At 71.5% G+C, this 24189-nt stretch carries 23 protein-coding genes and 1 tRNA gene; 19 read left to right on the forward strand and 5 right to left on the reverse strand.

The genetic code is table 11. From position 1 onward, the window contains the following. Nucleotides 1-13: 13 nt before the first annotated feature. Complete coding sequence (locus ACIOSR_RS08430; RefSeq protein ID WP_402752347.1) at nucleotides 14-994, reverse strand: cation diffusion facilitator family transporter; 981 nt, start codon at nucleotides 992-994, stop codon at nucleotides 14-16. A 326-nt stretch (nucleotides 995-1320) separates the two neighbouring features. Here ACIOSR_RS08430 and ileS point away from each other — a divergent pair, with 326 nt between their 5' ends. The 4 genes from ileS (at nucleotide 1321) to ndk (ending at nucleotide 6942) form a co-directional block, all read left to right on the forward strand. Next, nucleotides 1321-4614 carry an isoleucine--tRNA ligase gene (gene ileS / locus ACIOSR_RS08435; protein ID WP_402752348.1) on the forward strand — a complete coding sequence of 1098 codons (3294 nt, stop codon included), beginning with the start codon at nucleotides 1321-1323 and terminating at the stop codon, nucleotides 4612-4614. Then, complete coding sequence (locus ACIOSR_RS08440) at nucleotides 4611-6017, forward strand: folylpolyglutamate synthase/dihydrofolate synthase family protein (RefSeq protein WP_173152494.1); 1407 nt, start codon at nucleotides 4611-4613, stop codon at nucleotides 6015-6017. Before ileS ends, ACIOSR_RS08440 begins: the two co-directional genes overlap by 4 nt. Next, a complete protein-coding gene (locus tag ACIOSR_RS08445; protein WP_043597062.1) occupies nucleotides 6014-6436 on the forward strand; it encodes a DUF4233 domain-containing protein in 423 nt (140 codons plus the stop codon). Before ACIOSR_RS08440 ends, ACIOSR_RS08445 begins: the two co-directional genes overlap by 4 nt. Before the next feature lie 89 nt (nucleotides 6437-6525). Continuing rightward, nucleotides 6526-6942 carry a nucleoside-diphosphate kinase gene (gene ndk, locus ACIOSR_RS08450; protein WP_056048334.1) on the forward strand — a complete coding sequence of 139 codons (417 nt, stop codon included), beginning with the start codon at nucleotides 6526-6528 and terminating at the stop codon, nucleotides 6940-6942. Nucleotides 6943-7035: 93 nt separating this feature from the next. On the opposite strand, the gene ACIOSR_RS08455 is transcribed toward ndk, so the two are convergent. From ACIOSR_RS08455 to ACIOSR_RS08465, 3 genes are all read right to left on the reverse strand, one after another. Continuing rightward, nucleotides 7036-7959, reverse strand: a complete 924-nt coding sequence (locus ACIOSR_RS08455) for a thioredoxin domain-containing protein (protein ID WP_173152491.1) — start codon at nucleotides 7957-7959, stop codon at nucleotides 7036-7038. Nucleotides 7960-8086: 127 nt separating this feature from the next. Continuing rightward, nucleotides 8087-8716 carry a vitamin K epoxide reductase family protein gene (locus ACIOSR_RS08460; RefSeq protein ID WP_233568524.1) on the reverse strand — a complete coding sequence of 210 codons (630 nt, stop codon included), beginning with the start codon at nucleotides 8714-8716 and terminating at the stop codon, nucleotides 8087-8089. Between the two features lie 106 nt (nucleotides 8717-8822). After that, nucleotides 8823-9005 (reverse strand): hypothetical protein, encoded by a 183-nt coding sequence (locus ACIOSR_RS08465; protein WP_056048330.1) that lies wholly within the window; start codon nucleotides 9003-9005, stop codon nucleotides 8823-8825. 145 nt (nucleotides 9006-9150) lie between these two features. Between ACIOSR_RS08465 and ACIOSR_RS08470 the strand changes: the two genes are divergently transcribed. Genes ACIOSR_RS08470 through ACIOSR_RS08490 form a run of 5 tightly spaced genes read left to right on the forward strand, consistent with a single transcriptional unit; the run spans nucleotide 9151 to nucleotide 16255 of the window. Then, complete coding sequence (locus tag ACIOSR_RS08470; protein ID WP_402752349.1) at nucleotides 9151-12063, forward strand: Rne/Rng family ribonuclease; 2913 nt, start codon at nucleotides 9151-9153, stop codon at nucleotides 12061-12063. An 18-nt stretch (nucleotides 12064-12081) separates the two neighbouring features. Beyond that, a complete protein-coding gene (locus ACIOSR_RS08475) occupies nucleotides 12082-12888 on the forward strand; it encodes a hypothetical protein (protein ID WP_402752350.1) in 807 nt (268 codons plus the stop codon). Then, entirely contained in the window at nucleotides 12885-13937 is a 1053-nt protein-coding gene (locus ACIOSR_RS08480) for a permease (RefSeq protein ID WP_233568523.1), read from the forward strand. Before ACIOSR_RS08475 ends, ACIOSR_RS08480 begins: the two co-directional genes overlap by 4 nt. After that, nucleotides 13927-14811, forward strand: a complete 885-nt coding sequence (locus tag ACIOSR_RS08485; protein ID WP_402752351.1) for a TIGR03943 family putative permease subunit — start codon at nucleotides 13927-13929, stop codon at nucleotides 14809-14811. Before ACIOSR_RS08480 ends, ACIOSR_RS08485 begins: the two co-directional genes overlap by 11 nt. Next, nucleotides 14792-16255, forward strand: a complete 1464-nt coding sequence (locus tag ACIOSR_RS08490) for a hypothetical protein (RefSeq protein ID WP_402752352.1) — start codon at nucleotides 14792-14794, stop codon at nucleotides 16253-16255. The genes ACIOSR_RS08485 and ACIOSR_RS08490 overlap by 20 nt, the downstream gene beginning before the upstream one ends. Before the next feature lie 34 nt (nucleotides 16256-16289). On the opposite strand, the gene ACIOSR_RS08495 is transcribed toward ACIOSR_RS08490, so the two are convergent. Continuing rightward, nucleotides 16290-16565, reverse strand: a complete 276-nt coding sequence (locus ACIOSR_RS08495) for a DUF4031 domain-containing protein (protein WP_369794401.1) — start codon at nucleotides 16563-16565, stop codon at nucleotides 16290-16292. 175 nt (nucleotides 16566-16740) lie between these two features. On the opposite strand from ACIOSR_RS08495, the gene rplU reads away from it, so the two are divergent. The 10 genes from rplU (at nucleotide 16741) to ACIOSR_RS08545 (ending at nucleotide 24103) form a co-directional block, all read left to right on the forward strand. Beyond that, nucleotides 16741-17049: a 50S ribosomal protein L21 gene (gene rplU, locus ACIOSR_RS08500; protein WP_056048310.1), complete on the forward strand. Its 309-nt coding sequence runs from the start codon at nucleotides 16741-16743 to the stop codon at nucleotides 17047-17049. A gap of 18 nt (nucleotides 17050-17067) precedes the next feature. After that, nucleotides 17068-17334, forward strand: a complete 267-nt coding sequence (gene rpmA / locus ACIOSR_RS08505) for a 50S ribosomal protein L27 (RefSeq protein ID WP_123571842.1) — start codon at nucleotides 17068-17070, stop codon at nucleotides 17332-17334. Nucleotides 17335-17478: 144 nt separating this feature from the next. Next, nucleotides 17479-19029 carry a GTPase ObgE gene (obgE, locus tag ACIOSR_RS08510; RefSeq protein ID WP_402752353.1) on the forward strand — a complete coding sequence of 517 codons (1551 nt, stop codon included), beginning with the start codon at nucleotides 17479-17481 and terminating at the stop codon, nucleotides 19027-19029. Then, the gene (proB, locus tag ACIOSR_RS08515; protein ID WP_056048304.1) at nucleotides 19026-19871 is read left to right on the forward strand and encodes a glutamate 5-kinase; all 846 of its coding nucleotides are present in this window, start codon (nucleotides 19026-19028) and stop codon (nucleotides 19869-19871) included. Before obgE ends, proB begins: the two co-directional genes overlap by 4 nt. Nucleotides 19872-19958: 87 nt before the next feature. Further along, nucleotides 19959-21227, forward strand: coding sequence for a glutamate-5-semialdehyde dehydrogenase (locus tag ACIOSR_RS08520; RefSeq protein ID WP_173152472.1), 1269 nt, complete (start codon nucleotides 19959-19961; stop codon nucleotides 21225-21227). Between the two features lie 38 nt (nucleotides 21228-21265). Next, nucleotides 21266-21487, forward strand: coding sequence for a hypothetical protein (locus ACIOSR_RS08525; protein WP_056048301.1), 222 nt, complete (start codon nucleotides 21266-21268; stop codon nucleotides 21485-21487). Nucleotides 21488-21504: 17 nt separating this feature from the next. Next, nucleotides 21505-22131 carry a nicotinate-nucleotide adenylyltransferase gene (gene nadD, locus ACIOSR_RS08530; RefSeq protein ID WP_082060195.1) on the forward strand — a complete coding sequence of 209 codons (627 nt, stop codon included), beginning with the start codon at nucleotides 21505-21507 and terminating at the stop codon, nucleotides 22129-22131. After that, entirely contained in the window at nucleotides 22128-23351 is a 1224-nt protein-coding gene (locus ACIOSR_RS08535; RefSeq protein ID WP_402752354.1) for a hypothetical protein, read from the forward strand. Before nadD ends, ACIOSR_RS08535 begins: the two co-directional genes overlap by 4 nt. A gap of 62 nt (nucleotides 23352-23413) precedes the next feature. Beyond that, nucleotides 23414-23827, forward strand: coding sequence for a ribosome silencing factor (gene rsfS, locus ACIOSR_RS08540; protein ID WP_192122663.1), 414 nt, complete (start codon nucleotides 23414-23416; stop codon nucleotides 23825-23827). Between the two features lie 200 nt (nucleotides 23828-24027). Further along, nucleotides 24028-24103, forward strand: a tRNA-Ala gene (locus ACIOSR_RS08545). Nucleotides 24104-24189 lie beyond the last annotated feature (86 nt).

Genomic DNA, 24189 nt, shown 5'->3' on the forward strand with positions numbered 1-24189 from the left:
CGCAGCGCGGCCGTCAGTGACGAGCCGGGTCGGACGCCCCCTGGGGCGTCAGGCTCGGCTCGTCCGGCGTCGAGAGGGTGAGCACGGCCTCCTCGACGGCGTCGTGGTCCTCGAGCTGCCGCTCGACGCGGCGCAGGGCGACGGCGACGTGCTCTTCGCGGTCGTCGCCCGTCATGTCGACGGCGGCGACCAGGTAGAGCCGGCCCGGACCGACGAACTCGGTGTGCAGGTAGGTGACCCGCTCGATCTCGGGGCGGGCGAGCAGACGTTCGAGCACGGTCGACTCGAGCTCGTCCGAGGGGCTCTCGCCGACGAGGAACCGCCGGTTGCGGTCGATCAGCACCAACGCGACCACCCCCAGGAGCACGCCGACGGCGATGGACCCGATCGCGTCGAACACCGCCGAGCCGGTGACCTGGTGCAGGAAGATCCCGAGGAAGGCGATCAGCAGGCCGATCAGGGCCGCCGCGTCCTCGGCGAACACCGCCCGCAGGGTCGAGTTCGAACTGCGCAGCACGTGCCGCAGCGTCGGCACCTGCCGTTCGGCCGCCGATCCGCGGGCCTGACGGAACGCCTGCAGGAAGGACGTGCCCTCGAGCACGAAGGCGATGGCCAGCACGACGTAGTTGATCAGGTAGTTCTCGGCCTCCTCGTCGGCGGTCAGCTGGGAGATGCCGTGCTGGATGGACACGACGGCGCCGACGGTGAACAGGCCGAACGCGGCGAACATCGACCAGACGTAGGTCTCCTTCCCGTAGCCGAGGGGGTGCGCGTCGTCCCGTCGCTTGACGCCCCGTTTGTCGGCGACGAAGAGGAAGATCTCGTTGCCCGTGTCCGCCCACGAGTGCGCGGACTCCGCCACCATCGACGCGGAACCGGTGAGGAAGGCGGCGACCGTCTTGGCGACGGCGATCAGCAGGTTGGCGACGAACGCCACGATCACGGTGACCGTGCTCTCGGGCTTGACCGGGGGGTCGGACGGGGTGGAGGACATGGCCTCGATCCTGCTCCTCGGGACGGCCTCGCGCCTCCTCGGCTCTGACGGTAGGATCGAGCACGCATCGATCCGGCCATCACCGGGGAGCACCCGGAAGAAAGCGACCGGCGGGCCCAGGCCCGGTGGTCGTCGGTAGAACCGGGCGGGGCAGGCCCGTCACAGCCGCAGCAGAGCGGTCGCGGTCGCCGTCCGAGAGGGCGACGACGGCGGCAAGCGGGGTGGTACCGCGCCACCCGGGTCAGGCACCCGGACGGCGTCCTCGTGGTCAGAAGGTCCCTCGGCCAGCGCAGCGGGGGCGACCCACCGCACGACCTGGAGAACCGATGACCTACCCCAAGGGTTCCGACGCCACCGGCGTCCCCGCCTCCCCGCGATTCCCCGAGATCGAGACCGGCGTCCTCGCCTTCTGGAAGCGCGACGACACCTTCGCCGAGTCGATCCGTGCACGCGAGGGCTGCGACGAGTGGGTCTTCTACGACGGCCCGCCGTTCGCCAACGGCCTGCCGCACTACGGGCACCTCCTGACGGGTTACGCCAAGGACGTCTTCCCGCGCTACCAGACCATGCGCGGCAAGCAGGTGCACCGCCGCTTCGGCTGGGACACCCACGGCCTGCCCGCCGAGCTCGAGGCGATGCGTCAGCTCGGGCTGACCGAGAAGCACGAGATCGACGACATGGGCATCGACGTGTTCAACGCCGCCGCCCGCCGATCGGTGCTGCAGTACACCGACGAGTGGCAGCGGTACGTCACCCGCCAGGCGCGCTGGGTCGACTTCGACCACGACTACAAGACCCTCGACGTCGACTACATGGAGAGCGTCGTCTGGGCCTTCAAGCAGCTGCACGACAAGGGACTCGCCTACGAGGGCTTCCGTGTGCTGCCCTACTGCTGGCACGACCAGACCCCCTTGTCCAACCACGAACTGCGCATGGACGACGACGTCTACAAGAACCGTCAGGACCAGACGGTCACCGTCGCCTTCCCCCTCGTCGGCGCCAAGGCCGAGGCGCTCGGCCTGACCGGCGTCGAGGCGCTGGCCTGGACGACCACCCCGTGGACCCTCCCGACCAACATGGCGCTGGCCGTGGGACCGGCCATCGACTACGTCACCGTGCCCCACGCCCTCCTGCCGGGCGAGCGCACCGGCGACCAAGAGCTGTTGACCGGCAGCGTGTTCCTGCTCGCGGCCGACACGCTCGGCGCCTACGCGCGTGACCTGGGCTACGAGTCCGCCGAGTCCGCCCAGGCCGCCGTCACCGCGACCTTCGCCGGTGCCGAGCTCGAGGGCGTCGAGTACGACCGCATCTGGGACGTCTACGCCGACACCGAGGCCTGGGGCACCGAGAACGCCTGGCGCGTGTTGGTCGCCGACTACGTCGCCACCGGCGAGGGCACCGGCATCGTGCACCAGGCCCCGGCCTACGGCGAGGACGACCAGCTGGTCTGCGCCGCCGCCGGCATCCCCGTGATCGTCTCGGTCGACGACGGTGGGCGCTTCCTGCCGATGTTCGACGAGCTGGGCGTCGCCGGCCTCCAGGTCTTCGAGGCCAACAAGCCGTTGGTGCAGCGCCTCCGCGCCGACGGTCGCCTGGTGCGCCTCGCCAGCTACGAGCACAGCTACCCGCACTGCTGGCGCTGCCGCAACCCCCTGATCTACAAGGCGGTGTCGAGCTGGTTCGTGCGCGTCACCGAGTTCCGCGACCGCATGGGCGAGCTGAACCAGCAGATCACCTGGGTGCCCGACAACGTCAAGGACGGCCAGTTCGGCAAGTGGGTCGGCAACGCCCGCGACTGGTCGATCTCGCGTAACCGCTACTGGGGTTCACCGATCCCGGTGTGGAAGAGCGACGACCCCGCCTACCCGCGCGTCGACGTCTACGGCTCGCTGGCCGAGATGGAGGCCGACTTCGGCCGCCTGCCGCTCAACTCCGACGGCGAGCCCGACCTGCACCGCCCCTACATCGACGAGCTCACCCGACCGAACCCCGACGACCCGACCGGGCAGAGCACGATGCGCCGCATCGAGGACGTCCTCGACGTCTGGTTCGACAGCGGTTCGATGCCGTTCGCGCAGGTGCACTACCCGTTCGAGAACCAGCAGTGGTTCGACGAGCACAGCCCTGCCGACTTCATCGTCGAGTACATCGGCCAGACCCGTGGCTGGTTCTACACGCTGCACACGCTCTCCACCGCGTTGTTCGACCGCCCGGCCTTCTCGAACGTGGTCAGCCACGGCATCGTGCTCGGCTCCGACGGTCAGAAGATGTCGAAGAGCCTGCGCAACTACCCCGACGTCAGCGAGGTCTTCGACCGCGACGGGGCCGACGCCATGCGCTGGTTCCTCATGTCGAGTTCGGTGATCCGCGGCGGCAACCTCGTCGTCACCGAGGAGGGCATCCGCGAGGGCGTCCGGCAGTTCCTGCTGCCGCTCTGGAGCACCTGGTACTTCTTCTCGCTCTACGCCAACGCGGCGTCCGGAGGCGCGGGTCGTCACGCCGCCCCCGGTTACGACGCGCAGTGGCGAACCAACTCGAGCGACGTCCTCGACCGCTACCTGCTGGCGAAGACGCGCCTCCTGGTCACGGACGTCGAGGCGGCCCTCGACGCCCTCGACACGCCGCGGGCCACAGCGACGCTGCGCGACTTCGCCGATGTCCTGACCAACTGGTACGTCCGACGCTCGCGTGACCGGTTCTGGTCGGGCGACGACGTCGACGCCTTCGACACCCTCTTCACGGTGCTCGAGACCCTCGCCCGGGTCGCGGCCCCGCTCGCGCCCCTCGTCGCGGACGAGATCTACAAGGGACTCACCGGGGGTCGCTCGGTGCACCTGACCGACTGGCCCGACGCCTCGGCGTTCCCGGCCGACGACGCCCTCGTGGCCGCGATGGACGCCGTTCGCGCGGTCGCGTCGAGCGGCCTGGCGCTGCGCAAGGCCCAGGGGCTGCGCGTCCGCCTGCCGTTGGCCCGTCTGACCGTCGTCACGCCTGACCCCGCGGGCCTCGAGGCGTTCGCCGACATCGTGCGCGACGAGCTCAACGTCAAGCAGGTCGTCGTGACCCGCCTGACCGAGGAGAGCCTCGGAGAATACGGCGTCACCCGCAAGCTCACCGTCAACGCCCGGGCGGCCGGTCCGCGCATCGGCAAGCAGGTGCAACAGGTCATCCCGGCGGCGAAGAGGGGCGACTGGCAGCCCGCGGGCGAGAACGTCGTCGTCGGCGGCGTCGAGTTGCTGCCCGGCGAGTTCACGCTCGAGCTGGCCGTCGCCGACGCGTCGAGCGCTCTCGCCTTCGTCGGCGACGGCGGCTTCGTGCTGCTCGACACCGCGACCACGCCCGAGCTCGAGGCCGAGGGCCTGGCCCGAGACGTCGTGCGTGCCGTGCAGCAGGCCCGGAAGACCGCCGACCTCGACGTGTCCGACCGCATCGTGACGACGCTCACGACCGACGCGGTCGCGGCGGCCGCCGTCGAGGCCCACCGTGAGCTGATCTCCCGCGAGACCCTGACCACCGAGCTGATCGTCGACGTCCAGGAGGGCGTCGGCGAGCGGCCCGAGAAGACCGTCGTCGGATCGGGCTCCGGCTCGGCCGTCGTCGTGGAGGTACGACGCGCATGACCCCGAAGAAGAACGACCGCCAGGGCGATCCCGCCGACGAGCAGGGAGGCGAGTTCGCTGCCGGCGCGCAGCGCGTCCACGACGAGCTGCTGGCACGCATCGGCGAGCAGGCCCCGCAGCCGCGGCTCGAGCCGACCCGGCGGGCCGTCGAGCTGTTGGGCGACCCGCAGCGGGCCTACCCGGTGATCCACCTCACCGGCACGAACGGGAAGACGTCGACCAGCCGGATGATCGAGAGCATCCTGCGGGCGCACGGCCTGCGCACCGGGCTCATGACGAGCCCGCACCTCGTGCACCTCAACGAGCGCATCGTGGTCGACGGCGAGCCGATCAGCGACGAGCGCCTGGTCGCCAACTGGGACGACATCCAGCCCTACCTGACCATGGTCGACACCGATCTCGAAGCGTCGGGGGAGCCCACCCTGACCTTCTTCGAGGCCCTGACGGTGCTCGCCTTCGCCTGCTTCGCCGACGCTCCCGCCGACGTGGTCGTGCTGGAGGTCGGCATGGGGGGCGAATGGGACAGCACGAACGTGGCCGACGGCCAGGTCGCCGTCTTCACCCCCATCGCCCTCGACCACCAGAACCGTCTCGGCTCGACCGTGGCCGAGATCGCCCGCACGAAGGCCGGGATCGTCAAGCCCACGGCCGCCGTGGTCTCGGCGTCGCAGACCTCCGAGGCCCTGGTCGAACTCGAACGCGCCGTCGAGTTGAGCGAGGGGTCGCTCGCGGTCGAGGGCACCGCCTTCGGCGTCGAGTCCACCACCGTCGCCGTCGGCGGCCAGGTCGTCACGATCCGCGGGCTCGCGGGCCGGTACGACGACCTGCTCCTGCCGCAGTTCGGTGACCACCAGGCCCAGAACGCCGCCGTCGCGGTCGCGGCCGTCGAGTCCTTCCTCGGCGGTGGGTCGCAGCCGCTCGACCACGAGGTGCTCGCCGAGGGACTCGCGAGTGCGACGTCGCCCGGCCGCCTGCAGATCGTCGCCAACGAGCCGACGATCCTGGTCGACGCGGCGCACAACCCGCACGGCGCCCGCGCCCTGGCCAAGGCCCTCGACGACTACTTCCAGTTCGGCGGCGTCGTCGCGGTGCTCAGCGTGTTGGCCGACAAGGACGCCGCGGGCATCGTCCGCGCCCTGGCGCCCACGGTCACCCAGTTCGTCGTGACGAGCTCGAAGTCCGACCGGGCGATCGACGCCGACGAGCTCGCCGCCATCGCGGTGGGCGTCGTGGGTGCCGACCGCGTCGTCGTCGAGACCGACCTCGTGGCGGCCCTGCGCACGGCGCGCGACCTGGCCGACGAGGTCGAGGGCGACGAGCCCGGCGGCGTCGTCGTGACGGGGTCGATCACGCTGGTCGGCGACGTCATCGCCCTCTCGCAGCAGCCCGAGGGGCTCTCGTGACGACGGCGCCGCCGCCCGCCGGAGCCGGAGCCGGCGGGCGCGCGCCGCGCCCCCGTCGACGTCGCGGGGCGGCCGAGAGCCTGCTCTCGATCGTCCTCGTGCTCGAGGCGATGACACTGTTCTTCGTCACCCTCGTGGTCTTCGGGCGGCAGTTGCTGCCGGCCGGCGTCGCCTGGGGCGGAGGCCTCGCCGCCATCGTCCTGACGCTGCTGATCTCGCAGACCCTGCGCTGGCGGTGGGGCGTCGCCCTCGGCTGGCTCGTCCAGCTGGGTCTCGTGGCCTGTGGGTTCCTCGATCCGGTCATGTTCGTCGTGGCCGCCCTGTTCGTGGCCATCTGGACCTACTGCCTCGTCAAGGGCACACAGCTCGACCGCATGAACGCCGCCCGGCTGCGCGACGCGCCCGGTGACGTGGCCTGAGCCGACACCCACCGACCCGTCCTCCGGGCGCCCGCCCGCGAGCCATCCGCCACCCACCGAGCCATCCGCCACCCACCGAAAGAGGAGCAATGTCCGATCTCGAAGAAACCCTCGTCCTCGTCAAGCCCGACGGCGTCGCCCGCGGCCTGACCGGCGAGATCCTGCGCCGCATCGAGGCCAAGGGGTACTCGCTCGTCGACGTCCGCCTCGTGCAGGCCGACCGCGACCTGCTCGCGAAGCACTACGAGGAGCACGTGGGCAAGCCGTTCTACGAGCCCCTCGTCGAGTTCATGCAGAGCGGCCCGACCGTCGCGCTGCGCATCGCGGGCGACGCCGTCATCGCGGGCTTCCGCTCGCTCGCCGGCACGACCGACCCGACGACCGCGGCCCCCGGAACGATCCGTGGCGACCTCGGCCGCGACTGGGGCCTGAAGGTCCAGCAGAACCTGGTGCACGGCAGCGACAGCCCCGAGAGCGCCACGCGCGAGCTGGCCCTCTGGTTCTGAGCCGCCGACCGGCGTGACGCCGGAGACCACCGAGCCCGCGCCTCCTGAGTCCATCAGGAGGCGCGGGCTCGGTCGTGTCGACGGGTCGCGTCGTCAGGGGGTCGGCGTCGCCGTCGAGCCCTCGGTGTCGCCCGTGCTCGTGTCACCGGTCGGGGCGCCGTTCTGCACCTCGGCGACGAACTGCGCGAAGGTGCTCGCGTCGGTCAACGAGCCCTGGTACTGCTGGCCGTTCACCAGGACGAGCGGGGTGCTCGCGAGCTTGTCGAGCGACGAGTTCGGGATCGGGTCGTTCAACGCCCGCTGGGTGGCCGAGGCGACCCAGTCCTCGAAGTCGCCTCCCGTGATGCACGACGGGATCTGGTCGTCGGTCGCCCCGGCACCCTGCACCAGGGTGACGAGCTCGTCGTTCGTCAGGCCCCGGGTGTTCTCCTCGGGTTGCTGCGCGAACAGGGCGGTGTTGACGTCGAGCGCCTTGTCGGGCTCGTGGTTCGCGACGCAGGCGAAGGCGTTGGCGGCCCGCGTCGAGTACCGGCTGCCCTGCGAGGCGTTGTCGAGGAACCCGATCGGGTGGATCGCCAGGGTCGCGGCACCGCTCGAGACGGCTTCCTCGAGCTGCTGGGCGTTCGTCGTGTCGAACTGGCCGCAGAACGGGCACATGTAGTCGAGGTAGACCACGATCGACGGCACGTCGCCCGAGGCGCTCGGGGCCGGGGTCGGGGTCGCGTCGGCGGCGAGGGCGCCGCTCGGCACGGCGGTGACCGCCCCGTTCGAGCCCTCGAGCACCAGACCGTCGCTCGCCATGTTCGCAGGGCCGGGACCGGCCGGCTTGATGGACTGCGTGATGACGAGCGCGACGATCGCGAGCACCGCCACGACGCCCACGACCAGGCCGCCCTGCAGGAGCCACTTGTTGCGACGTCGACGACGGGCCTCGGCCTCGCGCGTGACTCGGGCCTTCTCGCGGGCTGCTTCTCGGCGTTCTTTCTTGCTGGCGGGGGAGTCGGTGGGTGGCGTCATCAGTCCTCGTCGTGGCTCGGGGGTCGTCGGTCAAGACTGGCGAGGTCGACCCTGATTCGGCTGGGAGCGACCTGAGTGCGACTGACGGGGCGGGTGGGCCCGAGACGGGGACGCGAGGAGGCGCGGCTCACCCGAACAGCGTCGGCAGCAGCAACGGGAACACGACGACGATGGTCGTGGCGACGACGATGTAGTTGAGCACCGGCAGCACCCACGAGTAGGGGAGGAAGCGTGCCGCCGCACGTCGGAGCGGCCCGTCGGGGACGGTGACGCCGCGAGCCGCGCCCCACACCGTGAAGACCCAGAACAGCGGGATGGTGAAGAGCCAGACGAGCATGCACCACGGGCAGAGCGCGCCGATGACGAACACGGTCTGGGTGAAGAGCCAGGTGATGAAGATCCAGGCGAGCAGCAGCCCGAGGTTGAAGGCCAGCCAGAACCACCGGGCGAAGCGCGCACCGGCGAGCAGGCCCAGGCCCACCGCCACGGGGGCCGCGAAGCCGATCAGGCCGAGGATCGGGTTGGGGAAGCCGAAGAGCGAGGCCTGCCAGCTGTTGATGACGGGTGAGCAGCCCACGAACGGGTTGACGTCGCAGCCGAGCGCCGCGCCCGGGTTCTCGAGCAGTCGGAACTTGTCGAGGGTCAGGGCGAAGGCCCCCACGAGTCCGCCGAGACCGGCGACGACGAGCAGCACGGCCGCGACGAACGGGGTGCGGCCGGTGGGCAGGGTCACGGCCCGAGGCGTCTCGACGGTCACGTCCAGCAGTATCGCACGGGCCGTCGGGGCGTCCGCTTTGACCCCGGACCGGCGTGGGCGTGCGATAATCGAGCCAGTCGTGGGGCCCAGGCCCCGAGATCCAGGCTTACCGGGCAGTGCCGGCCGTCGTCGTCACGCGAGAGATCGCGTGGTCGACCAGGTCGAGCGGAATCCGGGCCAGAGCGCAGGCGCTCATCGTCGGATGGCCAGTTCCGAACCAGCAAGGCGACACGAAGAACAGCACGTCGACGAACGACATCGAGGGCGACGACCGCAGGTCGGTCGACACCCCGGGTGACCGAACGTGGCGTGTCCGACAAGGCGCGCCGTGAGAGGGCGCGGTGGTCAGGGGCAGGTGCCACGTCACCGCCCGGCCACGACACGAGAATTCCTGCCGACGGCATGGCCTCGGCGGGGCGAGGAGCGCACCGCAAGTGGTGAACGACAACACAGACAACGACGGACGTCCGAAGAAGAGAAGGGGATTGTTCGCAGGCCTCAGGGCTCGCCAGGCGGCGGTCGACGCCGCCCCGGCGACGGCCCCCGCCAGGCAGCAGGCAGCACTCCCTTCACCCGTCCGGACGACAGACGACGCCCAGGAGGCATCACCCGTGACCCACGAGACCGAGACCACCGACGAGCAGGTCGCGGCCCAGGCCCCGACCTCCCAGCAGAGCGAGACCGACGCCGTCGCCGAGGCGTTCGTCGCCGCGGCGACCCAGCCGTCACCGACCGGGGCCGCGACGGCCGACGACGCGACGACCGACGGGGCGTCGCCGATCCCGGCGAACCTCACGACGACGTCGTTGATCTTCCACGCACCCGAGATCACCGTCCTGCCGGCCCGCCCCGGTCGACGACAGCGCGACGACCGTGACGACCGGTACGACCGCGACGACTCGTGGGACGACGACCGCGAGGGCGACGACGACGACCGCGACGACCGTGACGAGCGCGACGACCGCGAGCAGCAGCCCGCCTCGCGTCGCCGCCAGCGCGGCCGCTCGCAGGACCGCGAGGAGCGCGACTCCGAGCCCCGTGGTCGCGACCGCGACCGTGCCCCGCGTCAGGCCGAGCTCATCACCGAGCCGCAGCGCATCAAGGGCTCCACGCGTCTCGAGGCGAAGAAGCAGCGTCGTCGCGACGGCCGGGACGCCGGACGCCGTCGCACCGTCATCACCGAGGCCGAGTTCCTCGCCCGTCGCGAGAGCGTCGACCGCAAGATGATCGTCCGCTCGTCGGGCGACCGCATCGAGATCGGCGTCATGGAGGACGGCACCCTGGCCGAGCACTACGTCGCCAAGGCGCAGAACGTCTCGTTGATCGGCAACGTCTACCTCGGCCGCGTCCAGAACGTGCTGCCCAGCATGGAGGCCGCCTTCGTCGACATCGGACGCGGTCGCAACGCCGTGCTCTACTCGGGCGAGGTCGACTGGGACTCCCTGTCGACGGGCAACCAGCCCCGTCGCATCGAGCTGGCCCTCAAGCCCGGTGACCGCGTGCTCGTCCAGGTCACCAAGGACCCCGTCGGCCACAAGGGCGCCCGTCTCACGAGCCAGATCTCGCTGCCGGGCCGCTACCTCGTCTACGTGCCCAACGGCTCGATGAACGGCATCAGCCGCAAGCTGCCCGACACCGAGCGCGCGCGTCTGAAGAAGATCCTCAAAGAGGCCCTGCCGGAGAACACCGGCGTCATCGTGCGCACGGCGGCCGAGGGCGCGACCGAAGAGCAGCTGACCCTCGACGTCAAGCGCCTCACCAACCAGTGGGCCGACATCGAGAAGAAGGTCGCGGCGGGCAACGCCCCGAACCAGCTGCACTCCGAGCCCGACCTGCTGATCAAGATCGTGCGCGACGTCTTCAACGAGGACTTCCACGAGATGGTCATCGACGGCGACGAGGCGTTCGAGACGCTGCAGTCGTACCTCTCGGCCGTGGCGCCCGACCTCATGGACCGCGTCAAGCGCTACGAGGGCGACAAGGACGCGTTCGACGAGTACCGCCTCAACGAGCAGATCGAGAAGGCTCTCGACCGCAAGGTCTGGCTGCCCTCGGGCGGTTCCCTCGTCATCGACCGCACCGAGGCGATGACCGTCGTCGACGTCAACACCGGCAAGTTCGTCGGTTCCGGCGGAAACCTCGAAGAGACGGTCACGAAGAACAACCTCGAGGCCGCCGAGGAGATCGTCCGTCAGCTGCGCCTCCGCGACATCGGCGGCATCATCGTCGTCGACTTCATCGACATGGTGCTCGAGTCCAACCGTGACCTCGTGCTGCGTCGCCTGGTCGAGTGCCTCAGCCGCGACCGCACCAAGCACCAGGTGGCCGAGGTCACGTCGCTCGGGCTCGTCCAGATGACGCGCAAGAAGCTGGGCCTCGGCCTGGCCGAGTCGTTCTCCGAGGCCGGCAGCGCCGCGCGCGTCCAAGAACAGCAGCCCCGCAAGGGCGGCCAGCAGGGCGACCGCCGACGTGGCGGCCAGGCCGGCGGGTCCGGCAAGTCGGGCGGCAACGGCCACAACACGGGCGCCGGTGCCGGCACCGCGCCGCAGTCCGGTCGCGGCGGCCCCTCGGCGCCGACCGGTGGGGCTCACCCCACGACGGGTACGCACGCCATCACCGACGACGTGAAGAACGCCCTCTCGCGCATCGCGGCGAGCACCATCGCCCATGCCGAAGAAGGCGGCGCCAAGGACGACGACGCGGCCAGCCAGGCCGCCGCGGCGGTCGAGGCCGCCATCGACGCCGCGGCCGCGAGTGCCACGAAGGCCGAGCCGGCCGCCGAGGCAGCCGGTGACCAGGCCGACGAAGGCCGTCGCGGGCGTTCGGGCCGCAAGGGTCGCCGTGGATCGTCACGTGCCGCGCGCGAGACCGGCGAGGACGCCGCCGAGTCGGCTCCTGCCGTGTCGTCGCCCGCCGAGTCCGCTCCTGCCGACTCGAGCGCCGGTGTGATCGAGGTCCCCGCGGCCGCCCCGGCCGAGCGGTCGGCTCCGGCCGCCGCCGTGGCCGCACCCGTCGACGAGCCCACGGAGGCTCCGGTCGCCAAGGGCACGGAGCGTCGCCGGTCGTCGGCCACGGTCTCGACCCCGGACGCCACGGTCGCGATCCTCGACATCCCCGTCGCGACCACGCGTCGCGAGCCGCGTCGCATCAGCAGCCAGGACGCCGAGCAGCTGCTCGACTCGGTGCTGGGTGCGCTGCCCGAGCCGAAGCAGCCCGGGCAGGGGCGTTCGCGTTCGCGCCGCGCCTCCAGCCAGGGCACGACCGCAGCGGCTCCGGCCGAGCCGACGACGTCCGGCGAGTCCGGTCCGTTCATCCTCGGCGTGGGGGTCAGCTCCGACGATCTGTAGGTCGTCTAGGGTGACTGCGTGCCTCTGACCCAGCCCGGAACCCCGACCGTCAGGTCGAGGCTCCGGGCTGCGTCCGTCTCGGCCTCCGGGCCGGAGGGACGCGAGCGCCTGCTCGTGGCGGCCACGGCCCTGGTCGTCGTGCTGGTGGCGCGTTTCGCCCTCGGCCTCGTCGCACTCGTCGGTTCGGCGGTCGGCTTCTCGGTGACGGCGTTCCCCAGCGGGTTCGTCGCGACGCCGGTCGGGCAGTTCCTCGGCAGCTTCGTGCTCTACCCGTTCCCGTTCTACGTCGCCTCGTTCGTCGTGCTCGCCACGATCAGGCCGCTGACGCCGCGGTCCGACCTCCGGACGGTCGTCCGCCACGCCGTGGTCGCGGGCGGCGCGGGAACCCTCGCGCTGGCCGTCGTCGGGATCGTGCCGGGCATCGTGCTCTCGATCGACGGCGGCACATGGGTGAACCTCGCGCTCTACCTGACGACCATCCCGCTGTCGGCGGGCATCGTCGACACCGCCCTGCTCGTGGCCGGGGCCGTGCTCGCCCGGCTGTGGCTGGGCGGCGGCCACGGCGACGAGGTCTGGGCGGTCGAGCCCGCGCCCCGGGTCGTTGAGGCCGGGGAGGGTGACGACGCGGGCGACGTCGAGGACGACGTCGCGCCTCCTGCCGTCCGGGGCGATCGCTCCACCCGCCTCCCGACGACCGTCGCCGCGGCGCCGTCGGCCCGCGTCGTCCCGCCCGAGCGCCCCGTCGTGCCGTCGCACCCGGTCCCCGCACCGGACGACTGGTCGCGCTTCGCGCCCCCGGCCGGTCCGAACGAGGACGACCGGTGAGCGCTCCCGTCCGGGAGCGCATCGACCACGCCGGGCACGGCGCCGGACGTCGTGCTCGTCGGGCACCGTCGCGCGTCCCGCTGCTCGTGGCCGGTGGGCTCGTGCTCGCCGTGCTCGTGGCGGTCCGCCTCGCCTCGCCCCTCCTCGGCCCGGGCCTGCTGCCGAACGCGCTGCAGGACTTCGTCACGCTGACCATCAGCGTCATCGTCGAGTCGATGCCGTTCGTCCTGCTCGGCATCGTCCTGTCGATCATCGTGCAGGAGTGGCTGCCGCAGGCGTTCTTCTCGTCGTGGCTGCCGAAGCGGGGGCTGCCCCGTCGCGCGGTCATCTCGTTCCTCGGCATGTTCCTGCCCGTCTGCGAGTGCGGCAACGTGCCCCTGGCGCGGGGGCTCGTGCTCAAGGGCTTCACGGTGTCCGAGTCGATGACCTTCCTGCTCGCGGCGCCGATCCTCAACCCGATCACCATCATCACCACGCACCAGGCGTTCGGGTGGGACGACGGCATCCTCGTGGCCCGGTTGATCGGTGGGTTCGTCATCGCGAACCTGATCGGCTGGCTGTTCAGCAAGCACCCGAACCAGCAGAGCCTGCTGACCTCCTCGTTCGCGGCCGAGTGCCGGGTCGACGACGGCCATGCGCACGGCCGGGGTCGCACGGCGAAGAGCGTCGACCTGTTCCGCCGCGAGATGTCGACCATGATGCCCGCGCTGTTCATCGGCGCGGCCATCGCGGGCGCGATCCAGACGATCGTTCCGCGGTCGGTGCTCGTCACGCTCGGCAGCAACCCCGTCTGGTCGGTGCTGGCGATGATGGTGCTGGCCTTCGTCATCTCGATCTGCTCGAACGTCGACGCGTTCTTCGTGCTGCCGTTCGCCTCGACCTTCATGCCCGGCGGCATCGCCGCCTTCCTCGTCTTCGGCCCCATCATCGACGTCAAGATGCTGGCCCTGCTGCGGACGACCTACACACCCAAGGTGCTCGGGCAGGTCACCCTCGTGGTGGCCCTGACCAGTGCCGCGATCGGACTGGTGGTCAACTATGTCGCCTAGCCCTGCTCCTCGCCCCTGGCGCCGACTGCTCGACCGGTGGCAAGGGGTGCTGCTGACGCTCGTCGTCGGCGTCGCCACCCTCTGGCTCGCCGCGACCGGGCAGCTCGTGCTGTACATCCACCCCCGGTACGACGTCTTCACGGTCGTGATGATCCTCATCGGCATGACGCTGTCCTTGGCCACGCTGGCGTTCTCACCGGTCCGGGGCGACGACGCGCACGACGGCCACGACCACGATCCCGGGACCGGGCACGGCCACGACGGCCGCCTCGACGCGGCCGAGGTGCCCGCGGTCGAGGACGGCCTCCGGCCGCGCCGGCGTCGGCCGGTCGCCACCGGCGCCCGACGTCTCGCCTTCTCGGCGGGCGTCGCCGTCACCGCCGCCATCGCGATCGCCGTCGTCGCCCTGCCCCCGGCCACCCTCACCAGCGCCACGGCCGGCCAGCGCGACGTCAACTCGTCCACCGCGGCGCTCGACCGCACGACCGTGGCCGACGCGACCAGCGCCTCCTCGGACGCCTACCGGTCGTTCAGCGTCCTCGACTGGGCCGGCCTGCTGCGGCAGACGACCGACCTAGCGTTCTACGAGGGCAAGACCGCCGACGTCGTCGGGTTCGTCACGCCGTCCGACACCGACCCCGACGACGTGTTCTACGTGTCGCGCTTCGTGATCACGTGCTGCGCGGTCGACGCCCAGCCCGTCGGCGTGCCCGTCTACCTGCCGGGGTGGCAGGACCAGGTCGCCGCCGACGACTGGGTCGAGGTCACGGGCGGCTTCGACACCAACCGCAGCAGCTCGAGCCAGGACCCCGTCGCCCTCGTGCCCGACGACGTCACCACCGTGGGACAGCCCAGTGACCCGTACCTCTACTGAGGGCGGACGGGGCCGGGGCACGACAGGAGGCGCGGCCACGCCCGATCCGTTCGCGTCCGACCCCGTGTTCCTCACCGAGCAGGACGCCCGTGAGGCCGGTGCCCGCTGGCGCACGCGATGGATCGCCGTCGTCACCGTCCTCGCGGTGGTCTGTGCCGCCTTCGTGGGGCTGACCTACTTCCAGGGTCCCAAGGCCGGCGAGACGCAGGTCGACACGACGGCCGTGGTCGAGCGTCCCGGTCAGCAGCTGCGGGTGTTCGCCAACCAGGCGCTCGCGCACGTCGACGCCTCGCAGGTGGTCGTGACGCCCGCGGCGGCCTTCACGGTGCAGACGTCGGGTGACGTGGTCGCCGTGACCTTCACGGGCCGGCTCGCGTACGACACCGACTACCACGTCCGCGTCGACGGGGTCTCGAGCGTCTACCAGCGACAGACCTCGACCCTGGAGGCGCGATTCAGCACGCCCCCGGCGACGGCGTACCGGCTCGTGCGCGGCACGTCCGGGGCCGACGACCGCATCGAACGGGCCGGGCTCCGGGGCTCGGACAGGACGACCGTCTGGTCCGCGCCGCGCATCCAGGCCTACGAGGTGTTCGACTCGGCCGTCGCGGTCGTGACGGACGACGGGACGCAGAGCAGCCTCAGCCTCGTGTCGCTCGACGGGGCCGCCGTCGAGACCCTGCCCGTGCCCGAGGCCCCTGGCCTGATCACCCGCTTCGCGGCCGACCGTGCCACGACGACGCTGGCGTTCTCGTTCCGTCCGACCGGTTCGGACGTCGAGACGTTGTACACGCTGCCACTGCAGGGGGAGCGGGCGGTGGCCCCGGTCCTCGGCCTGTCCGGGCAGCCCGTCGAACCCACCGACTGGGCCTTCGTGCCGGGTGAGGACGACGTCGTCGTCCAGGCCGTCGACGACTCGGTGAGCGTCATCGACCTCTCGGGAGTGGACCCCGTGCGGCCCGTGGGGACGTACTCGCTCTTGCAGGGGGTGTCGCTCGACGGCACCACGCTGATCGCCGCGTCGGCGATCGCCTCCATGGTCGTCGACCTCGCCACGGGGGACGAGCGCCCCCGTGCCCCCGCCCCGGTCGACGGCGTCCTCCCGTTCGCCGGGCCGCTGGTGGCCCTCGACTCCCGCCACGTCGTGCAGCAGGTGTCGGTCCCGTCCGACGACGGGCTCACGTACCGGACGCTCGTCGTCGCCGACGACGGTGCCACGTCACGGACGCTCTGGCAGCCCCCGAGCGCATCCGGTGTGATCGAGGGCTTCGACGTCTCCCCGAACGGGCAGTACCTGGCGGTCCAGTCGGTCGGGGACGCGACGACGCCGACCGACTACTCGTACACGATCGACCCCGTGGCCGACGGGGTCACGACCACCATCGTCGAGATCGCCTCGGGCGCGGTCGTGGCCAGCTACGAGGGCTTCGACACGAGCTGGTGACCGCGCGGCTGCGGGCCGGGGCGGACGGAACGGGTCAGGCCGTGAGGCCGCGTTTCACCCGCTGGGACACCCGCAGCCCGCTGCGTTCGAGACGGCGGGCGAGGTCGAGGCCGGTCACGGCGACGGCCCCACCGGCGATCAACTCGGCCCGTCGGGACTCGGGCACGTCGTAGTGGTCGTGGTCGAACCCGCGGCGGGGGATGCCGTGACGGGCGGCGAAGGCGTGCAACTCGTCGTACGAGTCGTCGCTCACCAGGTGTGCCCACAGCGTGTCGTGGGCCGGCCACACGGCCTCGTCGATCAGGATCACGCCCTGGATGCTAGTCGTCGGTCCGCCTGCCGGTGCGGGGGTCGTGGACGGAGGAGGCGCGGCGCCCGTCGGAGGACGCGTTGACGGCCCCAGCGGCCCCCTGTACGATGGGCGGTTGGTGCGCGCTGGCTCGAGGCCGCGTCGTGCCGGACACCCCAACTCTTAAGGAACAGACATGGTCTACGCAGTCGTGCGCGCCGGTGGTCGGCAGGAGAAGGTCGAGGTCGGCACGATCGTCACCCTCGACCGCCTCAAGGCCGCCGAAGGCGACTCCATCACCCTCCCCGCCGTGCTGCACGTCGACGGTGACACCGTCACCTCCGCCGCCGACGCCCTGGCAGGGATCACCGTGACCGCCGAGGTGCTGAACGACCTGCGCGGCCCGAAGATCGTCATCCAGAACTACAAGAACAAGACCGGTTACAAGCGTCGCATGGGCTTCCGTGCCGACCTGACCCGCGTCAAGATCACCTCGATCAACTGAACCAGGGGCTGAGAACACATGGCACACAAAAAGGGCGCATCGTCCACCCGCAACGGTCGTGACTCGAACGCACAGCGCCTCGGCGTGAAGCGCTTCGGCGGCCAGGTCGTCCTCGCCGGCGAGATCATCGTCCGCCAGCGCGGCACCCACTTCCACCCCGGCGTCAACGTCGGCCGCGGCGGCGACGACACCCTCTTCGCCCTCGCCCCCGGTTCGGTCGAGTTCGGCGCCAAGGGCGGCCGCAAGGTCGTCAACATCGTCGCCTCCGCGACGGCGACGGTCTAGCACCACCACGCGGCGTCGGCACACGACCCGCATCGGCGGCCCTTCGCGGGTCGCACCGACTGGGGCGAGCATCCTGCTCGCCCCAGACGTGTTTGACCCGGGCAGCTCGCACCGGCACGCACAGACAAAGAGATCAAGCACCTCATGGCCACATTCGTCGACCAAGTGACCCTCCACCTCCGCGCCGGCAACGGCGGCAACGGCTGCGTGTCCGTCAAGCGCGAGAAGTTCAAGCCGCTGGCCGGCCCCGACGGCGGCAACGGCGGTCACGGCGGCGACGTCGTCATCGTCAGCGACAGCGGCGTCACGACGCTGCTCGGGTTCCACCGTGCACCGCACCGCTCGAGCGACAACGGCGGCTTCGGCATGGGCGACCACCGGGCCGGCACCAACGGCGAGACCCTCGAGCTCGTCGTGCCGGTCGGCACCGTCGTCAAGTCCGCCGACGGCGTCGAATTGATCGACATGGTCGAACCGGGCATGCGATACGTCGCCGCCGAGGGCGGCATCGGGGGCCTCGGCAACGCGGCCCTCTCGTCGACCAAGCGCAAGGCGCCCGGCTTCGCCCTGCTGGGCACCCCCGGCTGGGCCGGAGACGTCCTGCTCGAACTCAAGGTCGTCGCCGACATCGCGCTCGTGGGCTACCCGTCCGCCGGCAAGTCGAGCCTCGTCGCCGCGCTCTCGGCCGCCAAGCCGAAGATCGCCGACTACCCCTTCACGACGCTGCACCCCAACCTCGGCGTCGTCGAGTCGGGTGACACGCGCTACACGGTCGCCGACGTGCCCGGGCTGATCGAGGGAGCCAGCGAGGGCAAGGGCCTCGGGCTCGAGTTCCTCCGCCACGTCGAGCGCTGCTCGGCCCTGCTGCACGTGCTCGACTGCGCGACGCTCGACCCGGGCCGCGACCCGTTGACCGACCTCGACGTCATCCTCCGCGAGCTCGAGGCGTACCCCGTCCCCGACGGCCAGAAGCCGCTGCTCGACCGCCCGCAGCTGATCGCGCTCAACAAGGTCGACGTGCCCGACGGTCGCGAGCTGGCCGACTTCGTCACGCCCGAGCTCGAGGCCCGCGGCTACCGCGTCTTCGAGATCTCCGCCGTGAGCCACGAGGGCTTGCGCAACCTGTCCTTCGCCTTGGCCGAGGTCGTCGAGACCAGCCGCGCCGAGATCGCGGCGCGACCCGCGCCTCCTCGCATCGTCATGCGCCCCCGCGCCGTCAACGAGAAGCCCTTCGTCATCAGGGTCGAGGGCGGCACCTACGGCAACGTCTACCGCATCCTGGGCCAGAAGCCCGAGCGGTGGGTCGTGCAGACCGACTTCAACAACGAGGAGGCCGTGGGCTACCTCGCCGACCGGCTCAACGCCATCGGCGTCGAGGACGCCCTGTTCAAGGCCGGTGCGCAGGCCGGTTCGACGGTCGTCATCGGCCCCGAGGGCGGCATCGTCTTCGACTGGGAGCCCACCCTCACCTCGACGGCCGAGCTGATGACCAGCGCCCGCGGCACCGACCCGCGCCTGATCCAGAACGACCGCCCGACCCGCAACCAGCGCCGCGAGGAGTACTTCGAGCGCATGGACGCCAAGGCCGAGGCCCGCGCCGAACTGCAGCGCGAACGCGCCGCCGGCCTGTGGACCGACGACGAAGGGTTCCTCGTGAAAGAGGGCGACGACGTCGAAGGCGACGAGCGGGCGTGACCGGGGGCGTCGTCGACCGCGCCGGCCTCGGCACGGCCCGCCGCATCGTGGTCAAGGTCGGCTCGTCGTCGATCAGCGGTGAGAACGCCGGACAGATCGAGCCGCTGGTCGACGCCCTCGCCGCGACCTACGGGCGGGGTGCCCAGGTCGTGCTCGTCTCGTCCGGGGCCATCGCCACGGGCCTGCCGCACCTGCGCGTCGACTCCCGCCCGACCGACCTCGCGACCCAGCAGGCGGCCGCCGCCGTCGGGCAGAACGTCCTGATCTACCGGTACCAGCAGAGCCTGCGCCGCTACGGCATCGTGGCGGGGCAGGTGTTGCTGACCGCCGGGGACATGCAGAACCCGACGCACCGCAGCAACGCCCAGCGCGCCATGGAGCGCCTGCTCGAGCTGCGCATCCTGCCGATCGTCAACGAGAACGACACGGTCGCCACCCACGAGATCCGCTTCGGCGACAACGACCGGCTCGCGGCGCTGGTGTCGCAGCTGGTCGGTGCCGACGCCCTCGTCCTGCTCAGCGACGTCGACGCCCTGTACACCCGCCCGCCGCACGAACCCGGCGCCGTCGCCCTCGTCGACGTGCCGTTCGGCGACGACCTCGCCGGGGTCACCTTCGGCGCGGCCGGTGCGGCCGGCGTCGGCACCGGAGGCGCGGGCACGAAGGTCGCGGCCGCCCGGTTCGCGGCCGAGGCCGGCACCCCCGTCCTCGTGACGAGCGCCGCCAACGTCGCCCGGGCCCTCGCGGGCGAGCAGGTCGGCACCTTCTTCGAGGCGGCGGGAGCCGCGGGGTCGGGACCTGCGGCGGGGGACTCCGGGAGCGCGGGCGGGCGACCGGACTGACCCGCGCCTCCTCGGGGGCGTCCGCGCCGCCGCGGTGACCGCCGGAGCGGTCTCGCGGGACGGGGGAGCGGCGCATAGGCTTCGTGCATGTCGCTCATCGATGCCCCGGCCCCGTCGCTCACCGACAAGCTGACCGCCGCGAAGGCCGCCTCCCGCGTGCTCGCCACCGCGACGGCCGACCGCAAGGACGCGGGTCTGCGCGCCGTCGCCGCCGCCCTGCTGGCCAACGTCGACCGGATCGTCGCGGCGAACGAGCTCGACCTGGCGAATGCGCGCGAGAACGGCGTCGGCGCATCGCTCCAGGACCGCCTGAGGCTCGACTCCGGACGACTGGCCGGGCTCGCGGCCGCCACCGAGCTGGTGGCCTCGCTGGTCGACCCGGTCGGCGAGTCGGTGCGGGGCAAGGTGCTGCCGAACGGGCTGCGCCTCGACCAGGTCCGTGTGCCGTTCGGCGTGGTGGGAGCCATCTACGAGGCCCGGCCCAACGTGACGGTCGACATCGCCGCGCTCGCCCTGAAGAGCGGCAACGCGGCCGTCCTGCGCGGCGGCAGCGCGGCGCAGCAGTCCAACCGCGTGCTGGTCGAGGTGATGCGCGAGGCCCTCGCCGAGGTGGGGCTGCCGGCCGACGCCGTCGTCACCATCGACGAGTTCGGCCGCGACGGGGCCGCCGACCTCATGCGGGCCCGCGGGCTGGTCGACGTCCTGATCCCCCGGGGCAGCGCCGAGCTGATCGACACCGTGGTCCGCGAGTCGACGGTCCCCGTCATCGAGACCGGTGCCGGGGTCGTGCACGTCTTCCTCGACGCGAGCGCCGACGAGGGCTGGGCCGTCGACATCGTCCAGAACGCCAAGGTTCAGCGTCCGAGCGTGTGCAACGCCCTCGAGACGTTGCTCGTCCACCGCGAGGCGGCGGAACGCCTGCTGCCGCCGGTGTTGGGTGCCCTGCGCGCCTCCGGGGTGACGATCCACGGCGACGAACGGACGCTCGAGGTCTTCCCCGACGGGGTCCCGGCGACCGAGGACGACTGGGCGACCGAGTACATGGGTCTCGACCTCGCCGTCCGGGTGGTGGCCGACGTCGACGAGGCCATGGCGCACATCGCCCGCTGGTCGACGCACCACACCGAGTCGATCGTGACCAACGACCTGGTGACCGCCGAGCGGTTCCTGGCCGAGGTGGACAGCGCCGTCGTCATGGTCAACGCCTCGACCCGCTTCACCGACGGCGGCGAGTTCGGCTTCGGGGCCGAGGTCGGCATCTCGACCCAGAAGCTCCACGCCCGCGGACCGATGGGGCTCGCCGAACTCACGAGCACCAAATGGGTCGTGCGGGGTCAGGGCCAGGTCCGCGGGTAGACTGACCGACGATCGTCACCGCCTGAACGGGAGAACCCATGCTCGACGCCTCGCTGCTGCTCGCCGAAGCCCACGAAGAACTCGCACCGCTGATCGCGCCGGCACCCGTCATCGCCGGTGTCTTCGCCGTCGCGTTCCTCGTCCTCGGCTACGTGGTGTTCAGCTACCGCGACGTCGCCAACCGTTCGCTGCGCAAGGCGAACAAGCTCGACCACCACGACGGTCCGATCGACGAGTTCGGTCACCCCGAGAACCACTGACCGCCGAGGTCGGCGAGATGGTCGTGGCGGGCGCCACCGTGCCCGACGGCGAGGGCGTCAGGCGACCCCGCGTCGGCATCATGGGCGGCACGTTCGACCCGATCCACCACGGGCACCTGGTCGCGGCCAGCGAGGTCGCGCAGTCGTTCCACCTCGACGAGGTCGTCTTCGTGCCGACCGGCCAACCGTGGATGAAACCCGAGGTCAGCGAGGCGGAGCACCGCTACCTCATGACGGTCATCGCCACGGCGTCCAACCCGACGTTCACGGTAAGCCGCGTCGACGTCGACCGCGAGGGGCCGACCTACACGATCGACACCCTGCGCGACATCCGACGCCTCCGTCCGACGGCCGAGCTCTTCTTCATCACCGGCGCCGACGCCGTCGCCCAGATCCTCGACTGGAAAGACGTCCAAGAGCTCTGGGACCTCGCCCACTTCGTCGCCGTGTCCCGGCCGGGGCACGACCTCAGCGTTAGCGGTTTGCCCGAGAGCGACGTAAGCTTGCTCGAAGTCCCCGCACTGGCCATCTCGTCGACCGATTGCCGCGCCCGGGTGGGTCGAGACTTTCCGGTGTGGTACTTGGTCCCCGACGGCGTCGTCCAGTACATCTCCAAGCACCATCTGTATCGGAGCGTTTCATGAGCACGTCCGACGGTCAGCCGCCCCTCACCCGGCGACAGATCCGCGACCTCGAGCGAGCCCGCGAGGCCGGTCAGGCCATCACCGGTGCCGTGCCCGTGGTGCCGGCCTCGACGTCCGCTCCCGCCCCGCGGCCCGCGACCACCCCCACGGGTGTCGTGCCGATGCCGACTCCCGTGCCGTCGGCTGCCGCCCTGCGCGACGTGCCGCCCCCCGCACCCGGCTCGGTCGTCGACCCCGGCACCGGCCTGACCCGCCGCCAGATGCGCGCCCTGCGCGACGCGAGCCAGAGCCGCGACGCCTCCCCGGTGCCTCTGCAGGCACCGGCTCCCGAACCCCGTCGTCCGTTGGCCGACGCGCTCAACACCGTCGACGAGATCGCCCCGGCCGCCGACCGACCGGCCTCTGCGCCCGGTGCGTCCGCGCCGGCCTCGGCGGCCCTCCGTCCCGCCTCGGCCCCCGTGCCGTCCGCCGTGTCGGACGTCGACCCGTCGGACGACGACGACTCGTCGGACGACGTCCCCGGGCCCCGACGCACGGGTGCGACCGGCGCGGCGACCCCGGTGTCCTCGACCCCCACCCCGACGTCGACGCCGACGGTGTTCCCGTTCGCCCTGTCCGACGAGCAGGACCGCAGCGGACAGGACTCGCCGAGTGCGCCTCCTGCCCCGTCCCGTCCCGTGTCGTCGGCGCCGCGACCGTCCGGCGTCGGTCCGTCACGCGACCAGCGCGACGACTCGTCCGACGCCGCGCCGGTCGTCCCGTCCGGCCACTGGTCCACCCAGTCCGACGAGCCCGACGCGGAGTCCGTCCCGGGCCGCCAGCTCGGCACCAGCACCGGTCAGCAGAACGCCTTGATCCTCACCGACGCGCAGGTCGCCGACGTGACCGGTGCGCTGAACGCGACCGGCGAGATCATCATCACGGGCTCGATCGACCTGCCGCGCAGCCTGGCGTCGACCGGCTCGCAGGCACGCATCGACAACTCCGACATGGACCGCATCCTCGAGCAGGGCGACGCCGAGCAGGCGTCGAGCGACGCCGAGCCCGTGCGTGCCAGCCGGGCCATCAGCACGCACACGTCCACCCGCGCCGTCGTGCTGGCCGCGTCGCAGCCCAAGGGCAACCACCTGCCGCTGATCCTCGGCATCTCGGGCGGCGTCGTGGGCCTCGGTATCATCGGCTTGATCATCGGTGGCTTCGCCACCGGGGTGCTGGGCTGAGGCCCGACCCACCCGAACCGACCCCGGTCGGCCCGCATCACCACCTACCCCCTAAGGAACACGTGACAGCCACCCCTCGTGCCATCGAGCTGCTGCAGATCGCCGCACGCGCGGCCGACGACAAGCAGGCCGACGACCTCGTCGCCCTCGACGTGTCCGGCCCCCTGCCCCTGACCGACGTGTTCCTGCTGGCCACCGGCCGCAGCGAACGCAACGTGGTCGCCATCGCCGGCGAGATCGAGGACAAGATGCTCGAGGCCGGCGTCAAGACCCTCCGCCGTGAGGGTCGTGCCGAGGGCCGCTGGGTCCTGCTCGACTTCGGTGACGTCGTCGCCCACGTCTTCCACGACGAGGACCGTCAGTACTACGCCCTCGAGCGCCTCTGGAGCGATTGCCCGACCATCCCGCTCGACGTGCTGACCGAGTCGGCCACCGCTCCGGCCGAGCTCGCAGCCGACGCACCGGCCGAGGCCTAGCCTCCCCGCGCCTCCTCGGCCCCGCCGTGTCGGCGGGGCCTCATGACATGCCGCTCACCTCCCGAGGTGAGCGGCATGTCGTGTCTTCTCGGCCGCGCTCGAGCAGGGTCGAGGGCGGGTGAACGTGCGCGGTCGAAAAGTGTAGTAATGTAGACGAGTTGCTTCCGACGGGGTGAAAACTTCAGAAGGGCAATAGTTCTGGGTCTGTGGCGCAGCTGGTAGCGCACCTGCATGGCATGCAGGGGGTCAGGGGTTCGAGTCCCCTCAGATCCACCAGAACCACCGAAAGCCCCTCCTCGCGAGGGGCCTTCGTCGTTGTCGGGCCGTCTGCTCGAGGGCGTCGGCCGCTACGCCGCTACGAA

Origin of the sequence: Frigoribacterium sp. NPDC087798 (assembly GCF_044742985.1) — a bacterium.
In the GTDB taxonomy this organism is placed as follows: Bacteria; Actinomycetota; Actinomycetes; order Actinomycetales; family Microbacteriaceae; genus Frigoribacterium.